At 63.4% G+C, this 20,930-nt stretch carries 28 protein-coding genes; 14 read left to right on the forward strand and 14 right to left on the reverse strand.

Features of this window, described 5'->3' with window-relative positions; translation table 11 throughout:
* Window positions 1–20: 20 nt before the first annotated feature.
* Window positions 21–425: a MerC domain-containing protein gene (locus AC4FIJ_RS08585; RefSeq protein WP_490336302.1), complete on the reverse strand. Its 405-nt coding sequence runs from the start codon at window positions 423–425 to the stop codon at window positions 21–23.
* 93 nt (window positions 426–518) lie between these two features.
* Here AC4FIJ_RS08585 and AC4FIJ_RS08590 point away from each other — a divergent pair, with 93 nt between their 5' ends.
* The 5 genes from AC4FIJ_RS08590 (at window position 519) to rpsI (ending at window position 3,420) form a co-directional block, all read left to right on the forward strand.
* On the forward strand, window positions 519–1,631 hold the full coding sequence (locus AC4FIJ_RS08590; RefSeq protein WP_490336303.1) for a COX15/CtaA family protein: 1,113 nt from the start codon (window positions 519–521) through the stop codon (window positions 1,629–1,631).
* The gene (gene cutA / locus AC4FIJ_RS08595; protein ID WP_490336304.1) at window positions 1,628–1,942 is read left to right on the forward strand and encodes a divalent-cation tolerance protein CutA; all 315 of its coding nucleotides are present in this window, start codon (window positions 1,628–1,630) and stop codon (window positions 1,940–1,942) included. The genes AC4FIJ_RS08590 and cutA overlap by 4 nt, the downstream gene beginning before the upstream one ends.
* 104 nt (window positions 1,943–2,046) lie before the next feature.
* Window positions 2,047–2,265 (forward strand): hypothetical protein, encoded by a 219-nt coding sequence (locus AC4FIJ_RS08600; protein ID WP_490336305.1) that lies wholly within the window; start codon window positions 2,047–2,049, stop codon window positions 2,263–2,265.
* Between the two features lie 160 nt (window positions 2,266–2,425).
* The gene (rplM, locus tag AC4FIJ_RS08605) at window positions 2,426–2,905 is read left to right on the forward strand and encodes a 50S ribosomal protein L13 (RefSeq protein WP_066847347.1); all 480 of its coding nucleotides are present in this window, start codon (window positions 2,426–2,428) and stop codon (window positions 2,903–2,905) included.
* On the forward strand, window positions 2,905–3,420 hold the full coding sequence (rpsI, locus tag AC4FIJ_RS08610; protein WP_490336306.1) for a 30S ribosomal protein S9: 516 nt from the start codon (window positions 2,905–2,907) through the stop codon (window positions 3,418–3,420). Before rplM ends, rpsI begins: the two co-directional genes overlap by 1 nt.
* Window positions 3,421–3,520: 100 nt before the next feature.
* On the opposite strand, the gene AC4FIJ_RS08615 is transcribed toward rpsI, so the two are convergent.
* The 3 genes from AC4FIJ_RS08615 to AC4FIJ_RS08625 form a co-directional block, all read right to left on the reverse strand.
* On the reverse strand, window positions 3,521–4,384 hold the full coding sequence (locus AC4FIJ_RS08615) for a metallophosphoesterase family protein (RefSeq protein WP_490336307.1): 864 nt from the start codon (window positions 4,382–4,384) through the stop codon (window positions 3,521–3,523).
* Window positions 4,384–5,238, reverse strand: coding sequence for a diacylglycerol/lipid kinase family protein (locus tag AC4FIJ_RS08620; protein ID WP_490336308.1), 855 nt, complete (start codon window positions 5,236–5,238; stop codon window positions 4,384–4,386). Before AC4FIJ_RS08620 ends, AC4FIJ_RS08615 begins: the two co-directional genes overlap by 1 nt.
* Window positions 5,239–5,314: 76 nt before the next feature.
* The gene (locus tag AC4FIJ_RS08625; RefSeq protein WP_490336309.1) at window positions 5,315–5,584 is read right to left on the reverse strand and encodes a hypothetical protein; all 270 of its coding nucleotides are present in this window, start codon (window positions 5,582–5,584) and stop codon (window positions 5,315–5,317) included.
* A gap of 270 nt (window positions 5,585–5,854) precedes the next feature.
* Here AC4FIJ_RS08625 and AC4FIJ_RS08630 point away from each other — a divergent pair, with 270 nt between their 5' ends.
* A complete protein-coding gene (locus AC4FIJ_RS08630; protein ID WP_490336310.1) occupies window positions 5,855–6,154 on the forward strand; it encodes a UrcA family protein in 300 nt (99 codons plus the stop codon).
* Between the two features lie 159 nt (window positions 6,155–6,313).
* Here the strand turns inward: AC4FIJ_RS08630 and AC4FIJ_RS08635 are convergent, their stop codons facing one another.
* From AC4FIJ_RS08635 to AC4FIJ_RS08645, 3 genes are all read right to left on the reverse strand, one after another.
* Complete coding sequence (locus AC4FIJ_RS08635) at window positions 6,314–7,081, reverse strand: LytR/AlgR family response regulator transcription factor (protein WP_490336311.1); 768 nt, start codon at window positions 7,079–7,081, stop codon at window positions 6,314–6,316.
* 3 nt (window positions 7,082–7,084) lie between these two features.
* Window positions 7,085–8,419, reverse strand: coding sequence for a sensor histidine kinase (locus AC4FIJ_RS08640; RefSeq protein WP_490336312.1), 1,335 nt, complete (start codon window positions 8,417–8,419; stop codon window positions 7,085–7,087).
* 139 nt (window positions 8,420–8,558) lie between these two features.
* The gene (locus AC4FIJ_RS08645) at window positions 8,559–10,085 is read right to left on the reverse strand and encodes a fumarate hydratase (RefSeq protein ID WP_490336313.1); all 1,527 of its coding nucleotides are present in this window, start codon (window positions 10,083–10,085) and stop codon (window positions 8,559–8,561) included.
* Between the two features lie 227 nt (window positions 10,086–10,312).
* Between AC4FIJ_RS08645 and AC4FIJ_RS08650 the strand changes: the two genes are divergently transcribed.
* The 4 genes from AC4FIJ_RS08650 to AC4FIJ_RS08665 all read left to right on the forward strand — a co-directional run bounded on the left by AC4FIJ_RS08650 (window position 10,313) and on the right by AC4FIJ_RS08665 (window position 13,795).
* Window positions 10,313–11,002 carry a protein-L-isoaspartate O-methyltransferase family protein gene (locus tag AC4FIJ_RS08650; protein WP_490336314.1) on the forward strand — a complete coding sequence of 230 codons (690 nt, stop codon included), beginning with the start codon at window positions 10,313–10,315 and terminating at the stop codon, window positions 11,000–11,002.
* Window positions 11,003–11,028: 26 nt separating this feature from the next.
* The gene (locus AC4FIJ_RS08655) at window positions 11,029–12,468 is read left to right on the forward strand and encodes a TolC family outer membrane protein (RefSeq protein ID WP_490336315.1); all 1,440 of its coding nucleotides are present in this window, start codon (window positions 11,029–11,031) and stop codon (window positions 12,466–12,468) included.
* Window positions 12,469–12,483: 15 nt separating this feature from the next.
* A complete protein-coding gene (locus AC4FIJ_RS08660) occupies window positions 12,484–13,365 on the forward strand; it encodes a DUF2497 domain-containing protein (protein WP_490336316.1) in 882 nt (293 codons plus the stop codon).
* A gap of 64 nt (window positions 13,366–13,429) precedes the next feature.
* Complete coding sequence (locus tag AC4FIJ_RS08665; protein ID WP_490336366.1) at window positions 13,430–13,795, forward strand: (2Fe-2S) ferredoxin domain-containing protein; 366 nt, start codon at window positions 13,430–13,432, stop codon at window positions 13,793–13,795.
* On the opposite strand, the gene AC4FIJ_RS08670 is transcribed toward AC4FIJ_RS08665, so the two are convergent.
* Window positions 13,792–14,100 carry a hypothetical protein gene (locus AC4FIJ_RS08670; protein WP_490336317.1) on the reverse strand — a complete coding sequence of 103 codons (309 nt, stop codon included), beginning with the start codon at window positions 14,098–14,100 and terminating at the stop codon, window positions 13,792–13,794. The genes AC4FIJ_RS08665 and AC4FIJ_RS08670 overlap by 4 nt on opposite strands.
* 151 nt (window positions 14,101–14,251) lie before the next feature.
* Between AC4FIJ_RS08670 and AC4FIJ_RS08675 the strand changes: the two genes are divergently transcribed.
* From AC4FIJ_RS08675 to xth, 3 genes are read left to right on the forward strand one after another with little or no spacing between them, the layout of a single operon-like run.
* Window positions 14,252–14,683: a CBS domain-containing protein gene (locus AC4FIJ_RS08675; protein ID WP_490336318.1), complete on the forward strand. Its 432-nt coding sequence runs from the start codon at window positions 14,252–14,254 to the stop codon at window positions 14,681–14,683.
* A 58-nt stretch (window positions 14,684–14,741) separates the two neighbouring features.
* Window positions 14,742–15,074: a HesB/IscA family protein gene (locus AC4FIJ_RS08680; RefSeq protein ID WP_490336319.1), complete on the forward strand. Its 333-nt coding sequence runs from the start codon at window positions 14,742–14,744 to the stop codon at window positions 15,072–15,074.
* A gap of 9 nt (window positions 15,075–15,083) precedes the next feature.
* Entirely contained in the window at window positions 15,084–15,860 is a 777-nt protein-coding gene (gene xth, locus AC4FIJ_RS08685) for an exodeoxyribonuclease III (protein WP_490336320.1), read from the forward strand.
* Window positions 15,861–15,989: 129 nt separating this feature from the next.
* Here the strand turns inward: xth and AC4FIJ_RS08690 are convergent, their stop codons facing one another.
* From AC4FIJ_RS08690 to dnaQ, 6 genes are all read right to left on the reverse strand, one after another.
* A complete protein-coding gene (locus AC4FIJ_RS08690; RefSeq protein ID WP_490336321.1) occupies window positions 15,990–16,664 on the reverse strand; it encodes a cell wall hydrolase in 675 nt (224 codons plus the stop codon).
* A 221-nt stretch (window positions 16,665–16,885) separates the two neighbouring features.
* Window positions 16,886–17,197 (reverse strand): DUF1491 family protein, encoded by a 312-nt coding sequence (locus AC4FIJ_RS08695; RefSeq protein ID WP_490336322.1) that lies wholly within the window; start codon window positions 17,195–17,197, stop codon window positions 16,886–16,888.
* Between the two features lie 16 nt (window positions 17,198–17,213).
* The gene (locus tag AC4FIJ_RS08700) at window positions 17,214–17,723 is read right to left on the reverse strand and encodes a PaaI family thioesterase (protein ID WP_490336323.1); all 510 of its coding nucleotides are present in this window, start codon (window positions 17,721–17,723) and stop codon (window positions 17,214–17,216) included.
* Complete coding sequence (locus AC4FIJ_RS08705) at window positions 17,713–18,174, reverse strand: PTS sugar transporter subunit IIA (protein WP_490336324.1); 462 nt, start codon at window positions 18,172–18,174, stop codon at window positions 17,713–17,715. The genes AC4FIJ_RS08700 and AC4FIJ_RS08705 overlap by 11 nt, the downstream gene beginning before the upstream one ends.
* A gap of 261 nt (window positions 18,175–18,435) precedes the next feature.
* Entirely contained in the window at window positions 18,436–19,020 is a 585-nt protein-coding gene (gene hpf, locus AC4FIJ_RS08710) for a ribosome hibernation-promoting factor, HPF/YfiA family (RefSeq protein ID WP_490336325.1), read from the reverse strand.
* A gap of 69 nt (window positions 19,021–19,089) precedes the next feature.
* Window positions 19,090–19,806, reverse strand: coding sequence for a DNA polymerase III subunit epsilon (dnaQ, locus tag AC4FIJ_RS08715; protein WP_490336326.1), 717 nt, complete (start codon window positions 19,804–19,806; stop codon window positions 19,090–19,092).
* A gap of 118 nt (window positions 19,807–19,924) precedes the next feature.
* On the opposite strand from dnaQ, the gene AC4FIJ_RS08720 reads away from it, so the two are divergent.
* Window positions 19,925–20,926 carry a ligase-associated DNA damage response exonuclease gene (locus AC4FIJ_RS08720; RefSeq protein ID WP_490336327.1) on the forward strand — a complete coding sequence of 334 codons (1,002 nt, stop codon included), beginning with the start codon at window positions 19,925–19,927 and terminating at the stop codon, window positions 20,924–20,926.
* Window positions 20,927–20,930: the final 4 nt, after the last annotated feature.

Genomic DNA, 20,930 nt, shown 5'->3' on the forward strand with positions numbered 1-20,930 from the left:
AACAGGGTCCCGGCCTCCACTCAGCGCGGCAGCGAACAGGCCCGTATGTTGAAGACATGTCCCAAGGCCAGCACAGCGACCCCGGCAATCGTCAGCACCGCTTCGGCCAGCCCGTGCGGACCGGCCACGGCAATCGCCATCAGCGCGATCCCGATCCCTCCCAGCACCAGCGGCCGCATCCGCCCATGGCGCAGCGCGCCGATGCCAATGGTCAAGGCACCGACGACAATCGCGGCGACAAGGCCATATTCATGGATCTCCGGAGCCAGCAGCAAAGGCCCGCCCAGGCCCAGCAGGCCGACCAGCGCCAGCCCGACCACGCAATGCACCGCACACGCGCCCGACAGCACGATCCCCAACCTGTCGAGGCGGGAGCGCGCATCGCGGACGGGGCCGTGCGAGCAAAAGGGCGGGGAGGGCTTCATTGCAGTGCATGATATAATGTAACATCAGCCAAAAGCAATGCCTCCCTTGCGGGCACTTGCGAATTCCGCGATTTCTGGCAAAAGCGCCGCATCGTGAGAACCCAGAACGACGGAATTCCGCTGGAAGCGGTGGCGAACTACGGTCCCGCGCGCCCCATTGCGATCGCCCGCTGGCTCTATGTCATGGCGGCACTGGTCGTGGCTATGGTGCTGGTCGGCGGCATCACAAGGTTGACCGAATCCGGCCTGTCCATCACCGAATGGAAGCCGATCACCGGTGCACTTCCCCCGCTCAGCGAAGCGGCATGGCAGGCCGAGTTCGACGCCTATCGTCAGATCCCGGAATATACGCAGGTGAACGGGCCTGCCGGCATGACGCTGGCGGAATACAAGTTCATCTTTTTCTGGGAATGGGCGCACCGCCTGCTGGGACGATTGATCGGCGTCGCATTCGTGGTGCCGCTGATCTATTTCTGGATGCGCGACGCCATTCCCATCGGGTTCAAGCCGCGGCTGCTGGCGCTGCTGGCACTGGGGGGACTGCAAGGCGTTTTCGGCTGGCTGATGGTCAGTTCGGGCGTCGGGGCCGAGGCGCAGGAGCTGGGCCGCACCGATGTCAGCCATTACTGGCTGTCGATCCATCTGATGACCGCGTTCTTCACATTGGGTGGTCTGGTGTGGACAGCGCTGGATCTTGGCAATTTCGCGGAAGGCCAGCCGCGCGCCGGTCTGCGCGGCTTTTCCATCGTCGTCCTGTGCGTCTTGGCCATGCAATTGCTGTACGGTGCATGGATGGCGGGTTTGAACGCGGGCTATGTGGCGGGCGGCGGCTTGCTGAACAGCTGGCCGCTGATGCAGGGATCGCTTTTTCCCGAAGGTGTCGATGTTTCTCAGGGCCTGTGGCATACGCTGACCGCCGACCCGTTCATGGTGCATTTCATCCATCGCTGGTGGGCATGGGTCGCGCTGGGATTCCTGATCGTCCTCGCCCGCAAGCTGCGAGCGACAAAGCGGCCGATATCGGTCGCGATCCATTCGGTTGTCGGTCTGCAGATCCTGCTGGGCATCGCGACCGTATGGACCGGCGTATCGCTGTGGGTGGCCGTGGCGCATCAGTTTTTCGGTGCCCTGCTGGTCTGCGTGACCGTATGGGGGGCGCACGCGCTGGGCTTTCGCGACCGCATGCCGGGCAGCGTCCTTCGATGAGCGAGCGGGGCGCTGCGCTGATCTGGTCGCCCTTCGGCGATGAGGACAGCGCCGCCGCCATTGCCAGCCAACTGCTGGACGAAGGGCTGATCGCCTGCGCCAATCTGATGCCGATCCGTTCACTCTATATCTGGAACGGCGAGCGCGGCGAGGGCCGCGAATGCGCGGCGCTAATGAAAACGCGGAGCGATCTGCTTGGCGCCGCCATCGCCAGGCTGGAAGCCATCCACCCATACGATACGCCCGCCATCAGCGGATGGCACTGCGACGAAACCGGCCCCTCGATGCGCGACTGGCTGGTGGGCATCTGAATTCATCGCAAATCGGGCGCGGTTCGCCGCTGCGTTCAGCATTTGTGAAGACCGCGCCCTTATCCAGCGAGACGGATCGTATCACTGACAGGACCACGGATTACATGTTTGAAGAGCACGCGCGTGCACTGCGTTACCTCGCCTGGTTTGCAGCGGGGCTGTTTCCATTTGGCATCATCATCGAAAGGCTGAAGCAGGGCGGCACGGAGCCGCTTGCCATCTATGGACTGCTGGTTCTGATCGGGGTGCTGTGCATGGCGATCTGCCATGGCGAGTGGCGGCGGGATAACGCACTGGCCGGTCCGCCAAGAGGGCGTCACTGAGCGCCTGATCGCCCAAAGGTATCATTTTACCTCTCGGCAATCCCCCTGTTTCGCTTGACTTCGGGGCCGCGAAAGGCAAAAGCGCGCCCACTTCGCGGCAGCGCCGAATCGGTTCGGCCTGCGCGGTGCACTGACAATTCAACCAAAGGAACTGAAAGCCATGAAGGCGCTCAGCACCCAGACCCGGTCGATCAAACCGGCCGAGGTCGAGAAAAAATGGCATATTATCGATGCCGAAGGTCTGGTGGTCGGCCGTGTTGCCACCATCATCGCCAACATCCTGCGCGGCAAGCACAAGCCGAGCTTCACCCCGCACGTCGATTGCGGCGATCACGTGATCGTCATCAATGCGGACAAGGTGCGCTTCACCGGCAACAAGCTGCAGGACAAGCGTTACTACAAGCACACCGGCTATGCCGGCGGCATCAAGGAAACCAGCCCCGCCAAGGTGCTGGAAGGCCGTTTCCCGGAACGCGTCCTTGAAAAGGCTGTCGAGCGCATGATCCCGCGCGGTCCGCTGGGCCGTCAGCAGATGAAGGCGCTGCACCTCTATGCCGGTACCGAGCATCCGCATGACGGGCAGCAGCCCGAAGTGCTCGATATCGCCGCCCGCAATCGCAAGAACAAGGTTAGCGCGTGATGTCCGAGAACGAAGTGAAAGACCTGTCGGACCTCAAGGATCTGACTGACAACGCCGATCTGGCTGAAACCGAACAGCAGGCTCCTGCCGCTCCCACCATGCCGCTGCGCGACAAGGAAGTGGACAAGCAGGGCCGCGCCTATGCCACCGGCCGGCGCAAGGATGCCGTGGCCCGCGTGTGGCTCAAGCCCGGCACGGGCAAGATCACCGTCAATGGCCGCGATCAGGAAGTGTATTTCGCACGTCCCACGCTGCGCCTGGTGATCAACCAGCCGTTCGACGTCACCGATCGCAACGGCCAGTACGACATCATCGCCACCGTCAAGGGCGGCGGTCTGTCGGGTCAGGCCGGCGCCGTCAAGCACGGTATCTCGCAGGCGCTGTCGCGCTTCGAACCCGCGCTGCGCGGTGCGATCAAGGCCGAGGGCTTCCTCACCCGCGACAGCCGCGTGGTGGAGCGCAAGAAGTACGGCCGTGCGAAGGCACGCCGCAGCTTCCAGTTCAGCAAGCGCTGATACGCCTCACCGGCTTATGCAAAAGGAAGGGCGGCACCCGTTTCGGGGCCGCCCTTTTTATTTGTGGCTCTCAAATGAGCCCTAGTCAGTTGGCCAGTGATCAGTGAACCGGCGGATCTTCCGCGGGCACGCGTCCCACAGGCGCCACCGGCTCATCCGGCCTGCGCGGCGGCATCGCGTCTTCGGGCACGTCGTCGATCTGCATGTCGGGCGTCGGCACTTCCTCCAGGTTGCGAACAACGACTTCAAAATCGTTGCCGTCCCAATGCAATTCATTGAAGCTGGGCGGCGTTGAGCGCACCCGCTGCGACAATGTTCCCGCCCCGATCATGCGGATCGGACCATTCGGTGTCTTGGCGATCATGTCGAAGGCGTCATGCACATGGCCCGACAGCACCGCGACGACATTGCGTTTCGCAAACTCCGCCAAGGCATGGTCGCCGCCCTTGGTCAGTGCTTTGCCGCGCGTGCCCGCTTCGACCAGCGGGTGGTGGCATGCGACGACGATTTTCGTACCCGGCGGCAAGGCGTCGATCGCCTTCAGCGCCTTTGCAAGCTGGTGATCGGTGACATAGCCATAGCTCCACGGCCAGCGCCACTGGGCGCGCGGTGCGGTGTTGAGCGACACGATGGCCAGGCCCGGCAGATCGATCTCCGCCTCGACCTTGTCCTTCATGCCGCGAAAACGGCGGTAAGGGTCGGTAAAACGCTCAAACAGGTTGAAATAGGGCATGTCGTGGTTGCCGACCTCGACCGTGACCGGCACGTCGAGAGAATTGATCCATGTTGTCGCCGCATCGAACTCGCGGTGGCGCGCGCGCATGGTCAGATCGCCGGTGATGGCCACGGCATCGGGCTTCCGCCGCGCAATCTCTGCCTTGGCCCACGCGATCGCGGATTGATCGACCAGGCCGAAATGAATATCCGACAGGTGGAAGATGAGCGCCTTGCTACGACCGGGCATCAGCGTTCGCCTGTCGCGATCAGGTCGACACCGCATTCGCCCAGCAGAAAGCGGACCGATCCCGAACCGTGAACCGGCTCGCCATCGATCAGCATGGGAATGGCGGTTTCGTCCGCGCTCTTGACCATCATCTGCGAAAATTTCCCAAGTTCTTCGTGCGGCCCGTCGCGGAACCGGTGACCGAGTATGGCCATGCCCTGCTGCGCATATTCCATGAACCGGTCGGCATGATAGGCCTTCACCGAAAATTCCTCGCGCTGCGGCGTGACCATGAGCAGGGGATAGCCATCGCCGCGCCCCTTCGCGGGATCGGCGCAATGCACGCGCACGCCGTCGATCGACTGAGAGGCGGCCTCGATGGCATCCTCGACCACAGCGGCGATGTCGCGGTCGCGAAACGCCTCGCGCGCTTCGCTCCAGGCCGTGGCGGGACCTGCCAGCACTTCGGCAAGCGCTGTCCCTGTAGGCGCGTCCTCCGTATCGCTCCCCGTCACGCAATGGACGATGGAGGGCCGAATTCGGCGCGCATCGCCGCGGATCAGCGACTGCACGATCTCGTCGCTGGATCGCGGGCCGTGCAGCCGCTTCGAAAGAAGGTTCATCGTGCCGCCTGGCAGCACCAGTATAGCGCCGCTCCAGCCTTGCAGTGCAGTCACCAGCGCATTGACCGTTCCATCGCCCGCAAAGACCGCCACCGTGCGGATACCGGCCGCGTCGAGTTCGCCGGGCGCCGGCAGATCCTGATGGGGAAACGCGATGCGGCGCGTCAGACAAAGTCCGGCATCGTCGCATTGGCCCGTCAGCGCATCCAGCGCATCCTGATCATTGCTCCCGCTCGCCGGGTTGTTGACCAACCATATATCTTGGCTTTTCATCATTATCCGTAATCCCGCGAAGCGCGGGCCGGTTCCCGTGATTGTCCCTGCCGCACTACACACGCCGCGTGATGATCAGCCAGGCGGCCAGCGCATTGGCGATGGTATATCCCAGATAGGCAAGCGCCGCGCCCGTCGCGCTGCTGCCTTCGGTGTTCTGGTTTACCAGCATCGCTGCCGTCAGCAGCAGAAACTCGACCACCAGCCCGAAACGCCCCCCCAGCATGTGCACGAACCACGGCATCTGGCCCAATAGCGGATGGCCGCTTTCCAGCACGGCCTTGTGCATGACGAAATTGCCCACGCCGAGCAGAAAGAGAAGCACCAGAGCCACCTTCGATGCTTAACGCGAACCCCGACCGCTTGGGAAGCGGCACCGAACAGCTCTTTCCGATTCTTGTCCCCTGTCATCGTTCTGTAAAACTTCATGTCGTTCGCCGGACCCGGTCGGTCGTTGGTGGAGGGGTCATGCCGCTGGCAGAGCCGATGCAGACCTTTGCCGAGCGGTTGCGGCGCGACACCGGCAGCTCCGCTATCCAGAATGGCGAGGCACCGGAGAGCACCGGAAAGCCGCAGTAAAGGAGGAGATAGACCCATGAAAAAGCTGATGATCATGGCTGCACTGCCGGTTCTCGCCATGGCCGCCCCGCAGGTTGCAATGGCCGAGGAATCGAACACCGCACACGCGTCCTACGCAGGACTCGATCTGACCACCGAAGCCGGTCAGAAAGAATTGAAGCACCGCATCGAGCGAGCCGCCAAGAGCGTCTGTTCCGACAACCGCGTTCGCGGCGCGGCAGAAGCCAACCGCCGCAGCGCTTGCATGAAAGTCGCGCTGAAGAAGAGCGAACAGCAGTTCGCCGCTGCCATCAGCGATGCCCGTTACGGCGGCTGATCCCGAGCCGTCTGTAAATAGCCGGTCCGGTTCAGTCCCCCGGGCCGGCTATGCCCTCCGCCCCACAGGCGGACAATAATACGATTTTTCCCCTTGGGCCGGCCGCTGCGCCGGCCATTTTTTTGGCTGCCGATGCCGATGTGCCGCGCTTCACGCGCTTTATCGGCCGGCCATCGCCTTTACCGATTTGAGGAAAGTGCGCCCGATCCGCACCGGTTCCTTTTCTCCAAGCTCGGCGGACCAGACGCCCAGCCCGTCGTGGCGAAGCCCCGTGATCGTGTCCCGGCGCAGGATCGTCGAGCGGTGGACGCGGATGAACTTGTCCGGATCCAGTCTCTGCTCGAGCGAGGTGATCGTCTCCAGCAGCAGATGACTTCCGCCCGGAACGTGCAGGCGCACGTAATCGCGCTCTGCATCGATGCGGTGCACTTCATCGGCACCCACGCGCAGCAGTTCGGAGCGGTGCGGGACCCAGAATTCCGAAATCCATGCCTGCTTGCGTTCGCCATCCTGAGCCGGTCCACTGCCTCGGCGCGCGACGGCGCGCGCGATCGCACGCTCAAGCCGGTCCTGCGCCACGGGCTTCAGGACGTAATCGACCGCATCGAGATCGAACGCCTCGACCGCGAAGCTGTCATGCGCGGTGACGAAGACCACGGCGGGGCGTTCTGCCGCATCGGGCACGACCTCGGCGATGCGCCGCGCGACCGACAATCCGTCGGCCTCGGGCATGGTCATGTCGAGCAGCACCAGCTCAGGCCTCAGCGCATCGATCATGCGCAAGGCCGCGGCGCCATCGCCGGCCGTGCCCACGATGCGCAGGCAATCGAGCCGCGAGCAGATGACCTGCATGCGTTCGACCGCCAGTGGCTCGTCGTCGACGATCAGCGTCGATAAAACCTGCTCTTTCCCGACCGCTTCGGTCATGGTCTATTCCCCCCGAACATTCCGCTCCAACGGCATGCGGATGACTGTCCGCCAGCCGTGACCCGTATCCCCGCTGACAACCGACACATCCTTGCCGAAACGCGTTTCCAGCCGGTTGCGTACATTCGCCAGCCCTATGCCAAAGCCGTTCCTGCCGCCGGATGCATGAGCGGCGGCCGTATCGCCCTTGCGCGGCGCATTCTTTTCCCCCGATCCGGGTCCGTTGTCGGCGACGGTGATGACCAGCCGCCCATATTCCTCGATCGCCGAGATAAAGATGGTGATCGGCCGGTTGACCGGTGCGACCGCATATTTGACCGAATTCTCGATCAGCGGCTGCAGGATCATGCCGGGTACGCGTGCGCTTTCCAGTGTTTCGGGCACATCGATGACCGTGCGCAGCCGATCGGGAAACCGGACCGATTCAATCTGCAGATAGGTCCGCTGCAATTCGATTTCCTCCGCCAGCGGCACGTCGCCCACCGGATCGCCTGTCAACGAGCGGCGATAGAAGGTGCTGATCATCTGGATCATCGATTCGGCCTGGTCGTTGCGTCCGACCATGACCAATGCCGACAGCGAATTGAGCGTGTTGAACAGGAAATGCGGATTGACCTGATATCGCAGCGACTTGAGTTCGGCCGCCTTGGCCGCGCGCTTGTATTCGCCCTCACGCCGCTCGGCGACGCGGGCATGTTCGGCCTGCGTCATCGCGAAATAGAGAGCCGCCCATGCCAGCAGAAGGAAATAGCGGCCCAGCGCGATGTCGGTCAGCTGGACCCACAACAGGTTGCGCTGCGTCTCCTTGTCTATGACGATGGGCTCGCCATCCTGGCCCTCACCGCTGGCAGCGCTTTCCATGGCTTTGCGGACCTCGCCGGGAAGGCCCGGATCCAACTCTTCGAGATCGTCGGGAATTTGCGGCACATCGACAAGAATGTTGCCTGTCTGATCGCGGCGGACCGTCACGCCCTGTTCCTGGCTCAACCGAAAGATCGCGCGTTCCTCGACCTCACGGAACACTTCGGTATTGATTACGGCAAGGAGCAGCGATGCCGGCAGCGCGGCGACGAAGGCGACGGCAAAGCGCAGGCCAAGGCGGCGATTGTCGAACCCGCGCAGCAGCAGCCACAGCAGCACGGTCACCGCAAGGCTGGCCAGGATCACGACAAGGCGCAGCAACAGCAACTCGTCCTGGAACTCGAAGCCGATCAGATAGCTGCGGGCCGTCGCCAGAACGAAATAGCATGCCCAGAAGGCAACCATCGACAGCAACACGTTCACAAGCGGAACGCGCGGCTGGCCCTCTTCAAGTCGATCGGCTTCGGTGTTCTCCATCCTCCGATCCATAGGACGACGGTTTCAACCGCGCCATAGGGCGCAAGTCGCCGGTCGAACCCGATGGGCGCTTGGTCGAAGATGGGTGTTCCAAGAGGCTAAAATTGCGCCCCTTGGACAGGAAATCACCCACCGCTGCCTATTTCACCGGCAGCAGATGTTCCTTGGCGATCTTGTCGCGCCAGACCAGCGGAGCGAGCGTATGGACATTGTTGCCCTCGCTATCGACCGCCACGGTCACGGGCATGTCTTCCACCCGGAACTCGTAAATCGCTTCCATGCCCAGATCCTCGAAGGCAACGACCTTCGCGTCCTTGATCGCGCGCGACACCAGATAGGCCGCGCCGCCGACTGCCATCAGATAGGCGACCTTGTGCTTCGCGATCACCTCGGTCGCGCCCTGTCCGCGCTCGGCCTTGCCGATCATGGCGATCAGGCCAAGGTCGAGCATCATGTCGGTGAACTTGTCCATGCGCGTCGCGGTGGTCGGGCCAGCCGGGCCGACGACCTCGCCCAGTACCGGATCGACCGGGCCGACGTAATAGATCGCGCGATTCTTGAACTCGACGGGCAGTTCCTCGCCCTTGTCCAGCATGTCGGCGATGCGCTTGTGCGCGGCGTCGCGGCCCGTCAGCATCGAACCCGACAGCAGCAGCCGGTCGCCATTCTTCCAGCTCTGCACTTCCTCGCGGGTCAGATTGTCGAGGTCGACGCGCCTGGCTTCCTTCGACGGCTTCCAGCCCACATCGGGCCATGCGGACAGGTCGGGCGCGGGGATGAAGGCCGGACCGCTGCCGTCCAGCGTCAGATGCGCGTGGCGCGTCGCGGCACAATTGGGGATCATCGCCATCGGCTTGTTCGCCGCATGGCACGGCCAGTCGAGGATCTTGACGTCCAGCACGGTCGCCAGACCGCCCAGCCCCTGCGCGCCCATGCCCATTGCATTGACCTTGTCGAAGATCTCGATCCGCAGCTTCTCGATATCGTTCTGCGGTCCGCGCGCCTTCAACTGGCCCATGTCGATCGGGTCCATCAGGCTTTTCTTGGCCAGCTTGACGCAATGTTCGGCAGTGCCGCCGATGCCGATGCCCAGCATGCCGGGCGGGCACCAGCCCGCGCCCATCTGCGGGATCATCTCAAGCACCCAGTCGACGATATTGTCGCTGGGGTTCATCATCTTGAACTTGGACTTCGCCTCGCTGCCGCCGCCCTTGGCCGCGACGTCGATCGACACCGTATTGCCCGGCACCATCTCGACATCCAGCACGCAGGGCGTGTTGTCCTTGGTATTGCGGCGGGTGAACGCCGGATCGGCCAGCACCGAGGCGCGCAGCTTGTTTTCGGGGTTGTTGTAGCCGCGCCGCACGCCTTCATCGACGACATCCTGCAACGACTTGTCGGAATTGAGCCGGCAGTTCTGGCCCCATTTCAGGAACACGTTGACGATGCCGGTGTCCTGGCAGATCGGGCGGTGCCCCTCGGCGCACATCTTGGAATTGGTCAGGATCTGCGCGATGGCGTCCTTGGCGGCGGGGTTCATCTCGGCCTCATAGGCCTCACCCAGCGCCTTGATGTAGTCCATTGGGTGATAGAAGCTGATATATTGCAGCGCATCGGCGATGCTCTCGACCAGATGCTCTTCCTCGATCACCACCATATCGGACATGCGCGCGCCTTCCCGTTCCAGAACCGTAGATATGGTGCGCCCTGTAAGGGCAAGCTACGTCCCTGCCAAGTCATCCGGCGCTCGCAGCGGGGCTCTTGGCGTTCATGCCGCAATGCACTAGAGCAGCGCCGTTGGCGCAGGCAGTACCGGGTGAAACCGTTTTTTGCGCCGCACTCCGTAACCTTCCGGCCCGCAATACGGGCACGATCCGCGTGAGAGATTTTGCCATGGCCAGTGCCGCGACACCCCAGCCCGAGCTTACCCCCGCAAGCGGCGAGAATTTCGCCGCTGCGCGCAAGGCGATGATCGACAGCCAGTTGCGCCCCAGCGGGATCAACGACCCGCGCGTTCTGGCCGCGATGGCCAGCACCCCGCGCGAACAATATGTCGCCGCAGACCAGCGTGCGATCGCCTATATGGACCGATCGGTTTCGCTTGGCGAAGGGCGCGCCCTGTCGGCTCCATTCGCGCAGGCGATGTTGCTTCAGACGGCACGTCCGGCGGATACCGACAAGGCACTCCTGATCGGGGGCGCGACCGGATATCTCGCGGCTCTGCTTGCCCCGATGGTCGCCTCGCTGGATGTCGTCGAATCCGATGCCCGCCTGACCGGCATTGCCGGAAGCAGGACGGGCGACTGGCATGAGGGTGCGCTGACTGACGGGTTCAAGAGGAACGGGCCTTACGATTTGATCGTGATCGACGGCGCCGTAGAGCATTTGCCGAAAGCGATCGCGGCCCAGCTTGCCGCGGACGGCCGCCTTGTGACGGGCGTCACCGATCGCGGGGTGACGCGCATTGCGATTGGCCGCAAGGCCGGGACCGAGGCGAATGCGCCCATCGCGCTCCAGCCGCTGGTGGAAACGGGCATTCCCGTGCTGGCCGAATTCAAGAAAGAGAAAGGCTGGAGTTTCTGATGCCGTTCAGGGGTGGGGTTACAGGAATGAGGCGCGCTCTGCTTGCATGTGCGGCAGTCGCAGTCGTGGCTGCGCCCGCGCAGGCCGATACGCTGCGCGGCGCCCTTGCCAACGCCTACAACACCAATCCCACCCTGCTGGCCGCGCGTGCGGATCTGCGCGCAACCGACGAAAACGTGCCGATCCAGAAATCGGCGGGGCTGCCCGACATTGGCGCGCAGGGCCAGTATGCGGAAACGCTGAAGGTGAGCGAGAACTCGTTTTCGGCGCCGGACCGCATCTTCAGGACCAACGTGGAACTGAACGTCCCGATCTATTCGGGGGGCGCGGTCAAGAATTCGATCCTTGCCGCCAAGCAGCGTGTGCAGGCCGGCCGTGCCGATTTGCGCGCGACCGAAGCATCCGTCTTCAGCCAGGTCGTCGCCGCCTATATGGACGTGATCCGTGACGAGGCGGTGGTGGGCCTGAACCTGCAGAACGTGGACGCGCTTAGCGTGAACCTGGAAGCGACCGGCGACCGGTTCGAAATCGGCGACGTGACCCGGACCGACGTGGCGCAGTCCGAATCCCGCCTCGCGATCGCGCGCAGCGACCTCACCACCGCGCAGGCCAATCTGATCGGCAGCCGCGAGCGCTATGTTCAGCTCGTCGGGGAAGCGCCCACCGCGCTGGAAGCGCCCCCGCCGCTGCCCGGTCTGCCTGACGATCCTCAAACGGCGGTTGCCATCGCTCTCGAAAGCAATCCGGACCTTCTGGCGGCACGAGAAAGAGTGCAGGCCGCGCGTTACGAGATCGAGGTTGCCGGTTCGGGCCGCCTGCCGCGCGTTTCGCTTTTCACCGCCGGCGACTATACCGACTATCTCGGCACCTTGGGCGACGGCATCATCGGCGCGGATTTCGCGCAGCGCGAAACCTCGGCGCAGGCCGGTGCGCGTTTCAGCATCCCGATCTTTCAGGGCGGCCTACCCGCCGCGCAGGAACGGCAGGCGCAGGCCCGTGCCGCCTCGGCGTTCGAGACCGAGATCGCCATCGAACGCGACGTGATCGCGCAGGTCCGCAGCGCCTATACCGCGTGGCAGGCTTCGCTGGAGGTGATCGAATCGACAACCTCGGCGGTGTCCGCCGCGCAATTGAGCCTTGAGGGCGTGCGGGCCGAGAATTCGGTCGGCAATCGCACGATCCTCGACATACTCGACGCCGAGCAGGAATTGCTGCGCGCGGAAGTCCAGCTGGTGACCGCACGGCGCAATGCCTATGTGGCGGGTTTCTCGCTGCTCGCCGCCATGGGCATGGCCGAGGCGGAGGACCTCAATCTCGACGTTGGCAGACCGCTTTACGATCCGACGGTCTATTACGAATCGGTCGACGATGCGATTTTCGACTTCCGTTTCGAACCGGATCCTGTGGCCGAGGCGACACGCACCGTTGACACGCCCGCACAAGACGCGACAATCCCCGGCGAGTAATCGAGGGATCAGGACATGGCGCAGAAGGACGGCGAGGCATCGGTCGAGGATATTCTGCGGTCGATCAAGCAAGTGATATCGCGCGAAGACGGGCCGCGCCGATCGCCTGACACATTCGCGCGCGACGCCGCGCGCGAGAATGGTGAGCCGGTTCCCGAGCGGCCCGCCAGCTTTTCTCCCTATTCGTTTCAGCGTCACTCGCCCTTCGGCGCACGCGCGCCTGAAAGCGCCGCTCCCGAGCCGGCAGCAGAAGAGGGATCGTTCGACGATTCGCGCAGCGACGTGTTCGATCTGCGCAGTCTCGACAGCGATGCCTTCGTCGATGACGACGACATGGAAGAAGGGCACGTTGCCGAAGACGCGACTTCGAGCGGCGATGCGGACGAGGAGGAGCCGATCATCCTGCCTCCACCCGATCCCGAAACCGGCAACCCGCAGTGGTCGGCCGTGGAGTCGGGCGATACCGCCGACTATCGGGAAGCGGCTCCGCACCACGGCTTTGAGCAGCCCGGCAACGATCTTCAGCAGGATCCGCATGACGGCGACGAGGAGCTGTCGCGTCATGCCGAGGATGTTCAGCCCGATGCCGAGACTGATGTGGCCGGGGAGCCCGAACCGATAGCGCAGGATGATGCGAACGATTCACCTAACGCAGGCGCGTCTGAGGGCCTTATCGCTGGCGCAGCGGCAGAGGCCTTGCGCGCACGCTTCTCGGCGCTTGAGCAGGCGGCACATGGCGAAAGCGCGTCGTCCGGCAAGGCGGCGCCCAATCCGCTGGAGGACATGGTGCGCGACATGCTCCGGCCCATGCTGAAGCAATGGCTGGACGACAACATGCCGGGGCTGGTCGAAAAGATCGTAGAGCGGGAAATTGCCCGGATCACCGGACGCCTCTGACCGAACGGACGACGGAGACAGGCAGGATTTCGAACCGTCGCTGCCCGTCCGTCCGCATGTCGCCCTGCCGCAGGCATCGGCAGGCCTTGCCGCGATCGGCGGCGGCGCGCCTTTCACGCGGCATATCTTCCTGTGCGCCGACCAGACGAAGGCCAAATGCTGCCCCGTCGGCACCGGGATCGAAAGCTGGGACTATCTGAAATCGCGGCTGGCCGAGCTTGGGCTGGACCGCAATGGCGGTATCATGCGCACCAAGGCCAATTGCCTGCGGGTCTGCGTCGCGGGCCCGGTCGCGGTCGTCTATCCTGAGAGCGTGTGGTACTGGGGCTGCAAGCCGCCCGTGCTGGAACGCATCATCCAGGAACATCTGATAGGCGGCGTTCCGGTAGAGGACTATCGGCTCTATCCGGCAGAAAGACCCTCGACCTAGCGGTCGTTCCAGGTCTCCTTGGCTTCATCGCCCAGACGGTCGTCGATCGATTCGTCATGGCCGGTTCCGTTCGACAGGAACACCAAGCCCATCAGTGCCGCGACCAGCATCATCATGAAGCCGATCCCCAGACCCCAGGCGATGTAGAAATGAATCGAGAGCATGCCGTTCTCATAGGTCAGCCATGCCAGCACGATCCCGATGGTCGTCAGGGTCAGGGCCAGCATGCCTTTCATCATCCGCTTGTACCGGCCCCAGGCAAAGGCGGCATTGTGGGGATCGTCGAGCGGGGAGCGTCCAGTCATGCCCTGCAAGATGGCGATTGCCGAGCACACTGGCAAGCGAACGCGATAAGTGGCATTATATGGCGTCGGATCGGCCTGCCGCATTACAAGCGGGGCAAGTAAGATCCCGCGCGACCGGCTGGTCCTCGCTTGAAACGGGGAAGGAAGGCCTATGAATATCGCTCATATCATCGCCCACCGCGACGCTGGCGTCGTGACGTGCCGCGCCGATCATTCCGTATCGGAAGCGGTCGCTCTGCTGCGTGAGCATCGGATCGGCGCGATGCCGGTGATTGACGAGATGGGTACGGTGCAGGGCATTTTTTCCGAACGCGACGTCATTCGCTGTCTTGACGAGTTGGGAGCGGATGCGTTGTCGGCCCCGGTGAGCGATGCGATGACGTCGCCCGCCGTGACCGCCACGCCCGATATGTCCGAGCCTGAGGCACTGGGCCTGATGACGATGCGGCGCATCAGGCACCTGCCCGTGGTGAAGGACGGACGGATGATCGATTTCGTCTCGATCGGAGATCTCGTGAAGGCCCATATCGACCAGATCGAGCAGGAAGCGAGCGAGATGAGGAATTATATCCGCAGCGCCTGACCCCACGCCCAAACCTGCATGGCTTGCCGCGGGGGGCGGCGAGCCCTATCTGTCAGCCATGGACATTCAGCCGATCCGCCTCAGCCCCGATGCCGCAAGACGCGTGGCCCTGATCGCCAGCAAGCAGGGCAAGCCTGCCATATTGCGCCTGGCCGTCGAAGGGGGCGGCTGTTCGGGCTTTCAATATCGCTTTGGCCTGACCGACGCGGTCGAGGCCGACGACGTCACCGCCGAAACCGATGGCGTGACGCTGGCGGTGGACGAGGTCAGCCTCGATCTCGTGCGCGGCAGCATTGTCGATTACGTGGAATCGCTGGGCGGTTCGGCATTCAAGGTCGAAAATCCGAATGCCGCGGCGGGATGCGGCTGCGGCTCCAGCTTCGCCGTTTGATAGCGGCGCATGCGGATTGCCAGCTTCAACATCAACGGGGTGAAGGCGCGCCTGCCCCGCCTTCTGGAATGGCTGGAAGAAACGCAGCCTGACGTCGCCTGCCTGCAGGAAATCAAATCCAGCGACGAGACTTTCCCGGCGCATGAGTTCGAGGGCACCGGCTATACGCCGATCTGGCACGGGCAGAAGGGGTTCAACGGCGTCGCCATCCTGTCGCGCGGCGACCAGCCCGCGACCGAGGTGCTGCGCGGCCTGCCCGGTGACGACGAGGATACGCATTCACGCTATCTGGAAGCCGATTTCAGTGGCGTGCGCGTGGTGTGCATCTATCTGCCCAACGGCAATCCGGTTCCTGGCCCCAAGTTCGACTACAAGCTGGCATGGATGAAGCGCTTGCGCAGCCGCATGGCGGAACTGCGGGCGGCGGAGATCCCGACTGTCGTGATCGGCGATTACAATGTGATTCCCGAAGACAAGGACGTCTGGTCCCCCAAGGCCATGGCCAGCGATGCGCTGATGCAGCCGGAATCGCGCGATGCGTATTTTCGCCTGATCGGCGACGGCTGGACCGACGCGATCGACCTGCACCATCCGCGCGGCGGCATCTGGACGTTCTGGGATTACCAGGCAGGCGCATGGCAGCGCGACCATGGTTTCCGCATCGACCACGCATTGCTTTCGCCCGAGTTGGCCGACCGGCTGGTCGCCAGCGGCGTCGACAAGGCCTATCGCGGCCGCGAAAAGGCCAGCGACCATGCGCCGGTCTGGGTCGAACTGCGCGACTGAAGTTTCAACAAGAACGAGAAAGGGCCGCCGGCCATATTCGGGGGGATTGGCCAGCGGCCCTTTACGCATCCGGCCCTGTGGGGGGGACGGGCCGGTGCGGGGGGAAACGTGAACGCGCCTTAGGCGCGATCAGCGATAGAAGATGTGGTTATCGATCTGCGCCAGCCGCGTCATCTTGCTGCTCCAGCGCGGCTTGACGTAATTGGCGTGGAAATACAGCGCGCCTTCGGCCTCGCTTTTCCAGCCGTCCTGATCGGCGATCAGCGCCAGCTTTTGCGCCCGCTGCCATGCCCGGCTCGATTTGTTGATCGCGGGCATCGCCTTTCCGCGCACGAACGAGAACTGGTGGCGCTGAAACACCACGCCGCAATAGCTCGACGGGAACCGGGGCGATTCCGCCCTTGCCACGATCACGCGGGCAACGGCCAGCTGACCGTCCAGCGGCTCACCCTTGGATTCGTGATAGATTGCGCCCGCCAGGCAGTTCAGCTGCTTGTCCAGGTTCGCAGGCGTCGGAATTCCCGACAGGTAATCGCCAAGATTCGATGCCATCGGCACCGCGTTCTGGCTATCCACCTCGGGCGTTTCCGGGATCGTCTGGACGACCGGCTGCGACACGAAACCCGAAGGCGTGTCCTTGTCGTCCTGCGCTTCGGTGACGGACTGCGTCACCTGTTCGATCGCTTCGACGGGAACATAATTGCCCATCTCGGCATTTGCGCGGGTACCCTCGAATCCAAAGAGGGCGATGCCCGCCATGACAGCCAGCGACAGCGCGCTGGCGCCTTTAACCTTACGGCCCATCAATAAGTCGATCGTATGCGGTGAACGCGCCTGTCGCAGAGTATCAGCGAGCCTGCACCACCAGGTGCGTTGCTATGGCCTGCCGAAAAGACCCTGCCGGTCGTTCCCCGTCTGCGCGCTCATCATCCAATGCCGATCTGCATTGCATGACTGCCTACGCCCGTCCGTTGCGGGCGCTATCTGTGTTTGTGGCGAGAATGTGTCAACCCAAAGGTTCCGAATTAACCGATAAAGCGTTCCACCTGTGCGATTTCGAGATCGATTATCCAGCAATCGGGGTCCTGCTTCGCTCGTCTTTCCAGATACTCGGAAAATTCGCGTTCTTTTTCAATAATTTCTTCACGCGTTTTGGTCCAGCGCCGGTTTCCCTCCAAGTCGGGAATCCGCTCGTAAAGACATAATGCTTCGTCGTGGTGGCGCGTGGCGATCAGAATGGTCCCTGCGTCTCGCTCTCCCTTGTGCAGAATTGTTGCGAAGCCACCCGCCTGGTTTACCGATCTTGCAAGGCCGGAAACTTCGATATGCGCCGGCAAGCGATGATCCATTGCCTTATTCGCCCGATTCGGACGGGGACGATTCGTCCGCGCGATATCCCGGCAGTCCAGAGAGCGGGATCTGGGACCGCATGAATGTGCCCGTTCCGCGGCCCACTTCCTCGTCCTCTTCGTCCAGCAGGCGCGCTTCGGCGACCAGCACGCGTCGGCGGCCGCTGATCCATTTGCCTTCGGCGCGTATGCGGCCGTGCCTGATCGGGCGCAGAAACTGCAGGTTGAACGACGTGGTCAGCAGGAAGCGGTCGCTGATCAGCGTATTAGCGGCATAGAACGCCGCATCGTCCAGCATCTTGAAATAGATCGTGCCATGCGCCGCGCCTGCCGCGTGAAAGACATTGTCGTCCACGTCGAACAGGATTGTGGCCGCGCCCTCACGCCCGATCGAAAGACTCGACCGGAAAAGCCGGTTTATCGGAGCCGAAGCATACAGCCGCTCCAGCGCGCGCCAGTGAAGCGCCGCACCGCCAGCCGATTCCCCGGTCACGGCCGAAGAGTCAGGCGGCATCCCGCTCGGACACATTGGCAAGCAGGGCGTAGACGGCTTCGTCGCCCGGTGCCTCCGCCAGACGGTCGCGCATACGGTCGTCGCGCATCGTCCGGCTTATCGCCGCGAGGGCATGGAGATGCATAGCACCCGACTTTTCGGGCGAGAGCAGGCCGAACACCAGTTCCACCGGCATGCCGTCGGCGGAATCGAAAGAAACGGGTGAAGAAAGGCGCAGAAATACGCAGACCGGCTGCGACAGGGCGTCGATCCGGGCATGGGGAATAGCGGTGCCGCGCCCGAACCCCGTGCTGCCCAGCTTTTCCCGCTCTTCGAGCGCTTCGAGCACGGAATCGCGGTCGAGCGCGTAAACCTCGGCGAAACGGGATGCGAGCGCCTCGAGCACGCCCTGCTTGTCTTCGGCGTCACAGCGGCCAACTGCCACCGGATCGAGTACGAATAGCGATGTCATCGTTTCGGTATCATCATGTCTGCAGCCCCGCCGGGGGCCATCCAAGTTCCGGGTGCCTGCAAATGGCAGGCCGCGACCCGCATGGCGGGTCCGTCGCGAGGGACGCGCCGTGCAGGCGAATGCCGTGAGCCCGACAAACGGGCAAGGCCCCTCACTCGCGCCTTATCGCAGACAAGCCTTGGCAAATCGCTAAGGCCTGCATGCAAATGATGCGGCAAGGGGCGTTGCATTGCCCGATCCGGATGCAGGCGCATCCCGAGATCAGCTGGTCGCGGACGGTTCAACCCATCCGATCGTCCCGTCGGATCGGCGATAGACCATATTATGCCGCCCAGTTCCAGCATTTTTGAAGAACAGGGCAGGCGTGTCGCGCAGATCCAGCATCATGACCGCATCGGAAACGGATGTTTCGGGAATGTCGGTGCGGGTCTCTGCCACGATGGCAGGGGCGTCGCTCGCCTCTTCGTCGTCGTTTGCGCTGTCCTGTTCGGAACCGGCGAACACGGTATAGGCCGCCACTTCCTCGCGCAGCGCATGATCGGCCTGTTCGTGCCGGTCCTTCAGTCGCCGCTTGTAGCGTCGCAGCTGCTTCTCGATCTTGTTGAGCGCGTTGTCGACCGCCTGATGTGCTTCCTGCGCCTCGCCGTGGCCCTTTACGATCAGGCCCTGCATGACATGGGTGACGATGTCGGCGGTAAAGCTTTCGTGCGGCCCTCGCCCCAATGTGACCTGCGATGAAAGCGCCCTGTTGAAATACTTGTCGACGATTCCCGTAAGCCGCTCCGTGGCGTGTTCCTGAAGGGCTGCACCGGTTTCGACCTGGTGACCGGAAACGCGAATATCCATCGACTACTCCTTCGTCTTATTCTCGCCCCTTATCGTGGCGGGGGGCTTACCGCCATTTGGGTCCGTCGCTCATGCCCTCCTTCTCGAAGGGCCGGCGACGCCCATATCCCAGATGGGGTCGGTCAAGGTCGCTATAAAGGCCGAATGTGCCGCCAATTCGGCATCGCTGGCAAAATGCGGGCGCGGTTCGCGATAGGGCCGGTCGAGCCGCACCGGCTGTGCGGTGGTCTGCTGCGCGGGGGCGGCTACTTCTGCCGCCAGTTCCAGCCCGATCTGCCGCCCGCCGGTCAGCTCGACATAGAGCTGTGCCAGCAATTCGGCGTCGAGCAAGGCGCCGTGCTTGGTCCGGTGAGACCGGTCGATGCCATAGCGCGTACAAAGGGCGTCGAGCGACAGCTTTGCCCCGGGATGCTTGCGCCGCGCGATCGCGACCGTATCGACCATGCGCGTCATGCACACCGCGGTGCGCTGGCAGAATTCCAGCTCAGCATTCAGAAATCCGAAGTCGAAGCCCGCATTATGCGCGACCAGCGGCGAATCGCCGATGAATTCCAGCAGCTCGTCCACCCGCTCGTGAAAGCGGTGCTTGTCCGACAGAAACGTCGCCGACAGGCCGTGCACGGCCTCTGCCTCGGCCGGCATCGACCGGTCGGGATTGAAATAGGCGTGGAACACGTTTCCCGTGGCCACGCGGTTTATCATTTCGATGCAGCCGATCTCGACAAGGCGGTCGCCATTACGCGGGTCGAGTCCGGTCGTCTCGGTATCAAAGACAATCTCGCGCATGGCGATTTTATGCGCCCGACCGGCGCGAGAGGCAAGCATAACCGGCATGAGGAACGAAGCTTCGTGACGGCGCATTTTACCACCATGCCGCTCGCTCGTTCACCCCTCCGCCATTGCCATGCGTGACTTCGGCTGGATCCGCGCAGAACCGCACGGCATTCACGTCGTGCCCTGTAATGCCTGGATCGATCCGGCAAGGCCCGTCGAACGCGCGCTTATCACCCATGGCCATGCCGATCATGCGCGCGGGGGACATGGCGAGGTGTTCGCCACGCCCGAGACGCTGGCGATCATGGGACTGCGCTATAACACCGGCGAGGAAGGCGTGGGCGTGCCCATGCGCAAACCCGTCGATCTCGGCTGCGGCGTAACCGCGAGTTGGTATCCGGCGGGCCATGTGCTGGGAAGCGCGCAGATCCTGCTCGAACATGCGGGTGAACGCGTCGTTGTCACCGGCGACTACAAGCGCCGCCCCGACCCGACCTGCCCGCCCTTCGAGGTGGTCCCCTGCGACATCTTCATTACCGAGGCGACCTTCGGCCTGCCGGTTTTCCGCCACCCGCCGATCGAAGAGGAGATCGCCAAGCTGACCGAGGCGCTTGCCGCCGCGCCCGATCGCTGCGTCGCTGTGGGCGCCTATGCGCTGGGCAAGGCGCAGCGGGTGATCGCCGAATTGCGGCGGCTGGGCCATCACGACCCGATCTACCTGCATGGCGCGCTGGAAAAGATGTGCGCGCTGTACGAAGATCACGGCGTCCCGCTGGGCGAACTGCGCCCCGCCACGGGCGCAAACAAGGACGAGATGCGCGGCCGCATTGTCGTCTGCCCGCCCTCCGCGCTCAACGATCGGTGGAGCCGGCGCCTGCCCGATCCGATCACCGCGATGGCCTCGGGCTGGATGCGGGTTCGCCAGCGCGCCCGCCAGCGCAATGTCGAACTGCCGCTGATCATCTCGGACCATGCCGACTGGGACGAGCTGACCGCCACGATCCAGGAAGTCGACCCGCAGGAAAGCTGGATCACCCATGGGCGCGAGGAGGCGCTGCTGCGCTGGTGCCAGTTGCATCAGCGGCGTGCCCGAGCACTGGCGCTTGTCGGCTATGAGGACGAAGATGATTAGGGGG

The sequence above is a fragment of the Croceicoccus sp. genome (genome assembly GCF_983967925.1).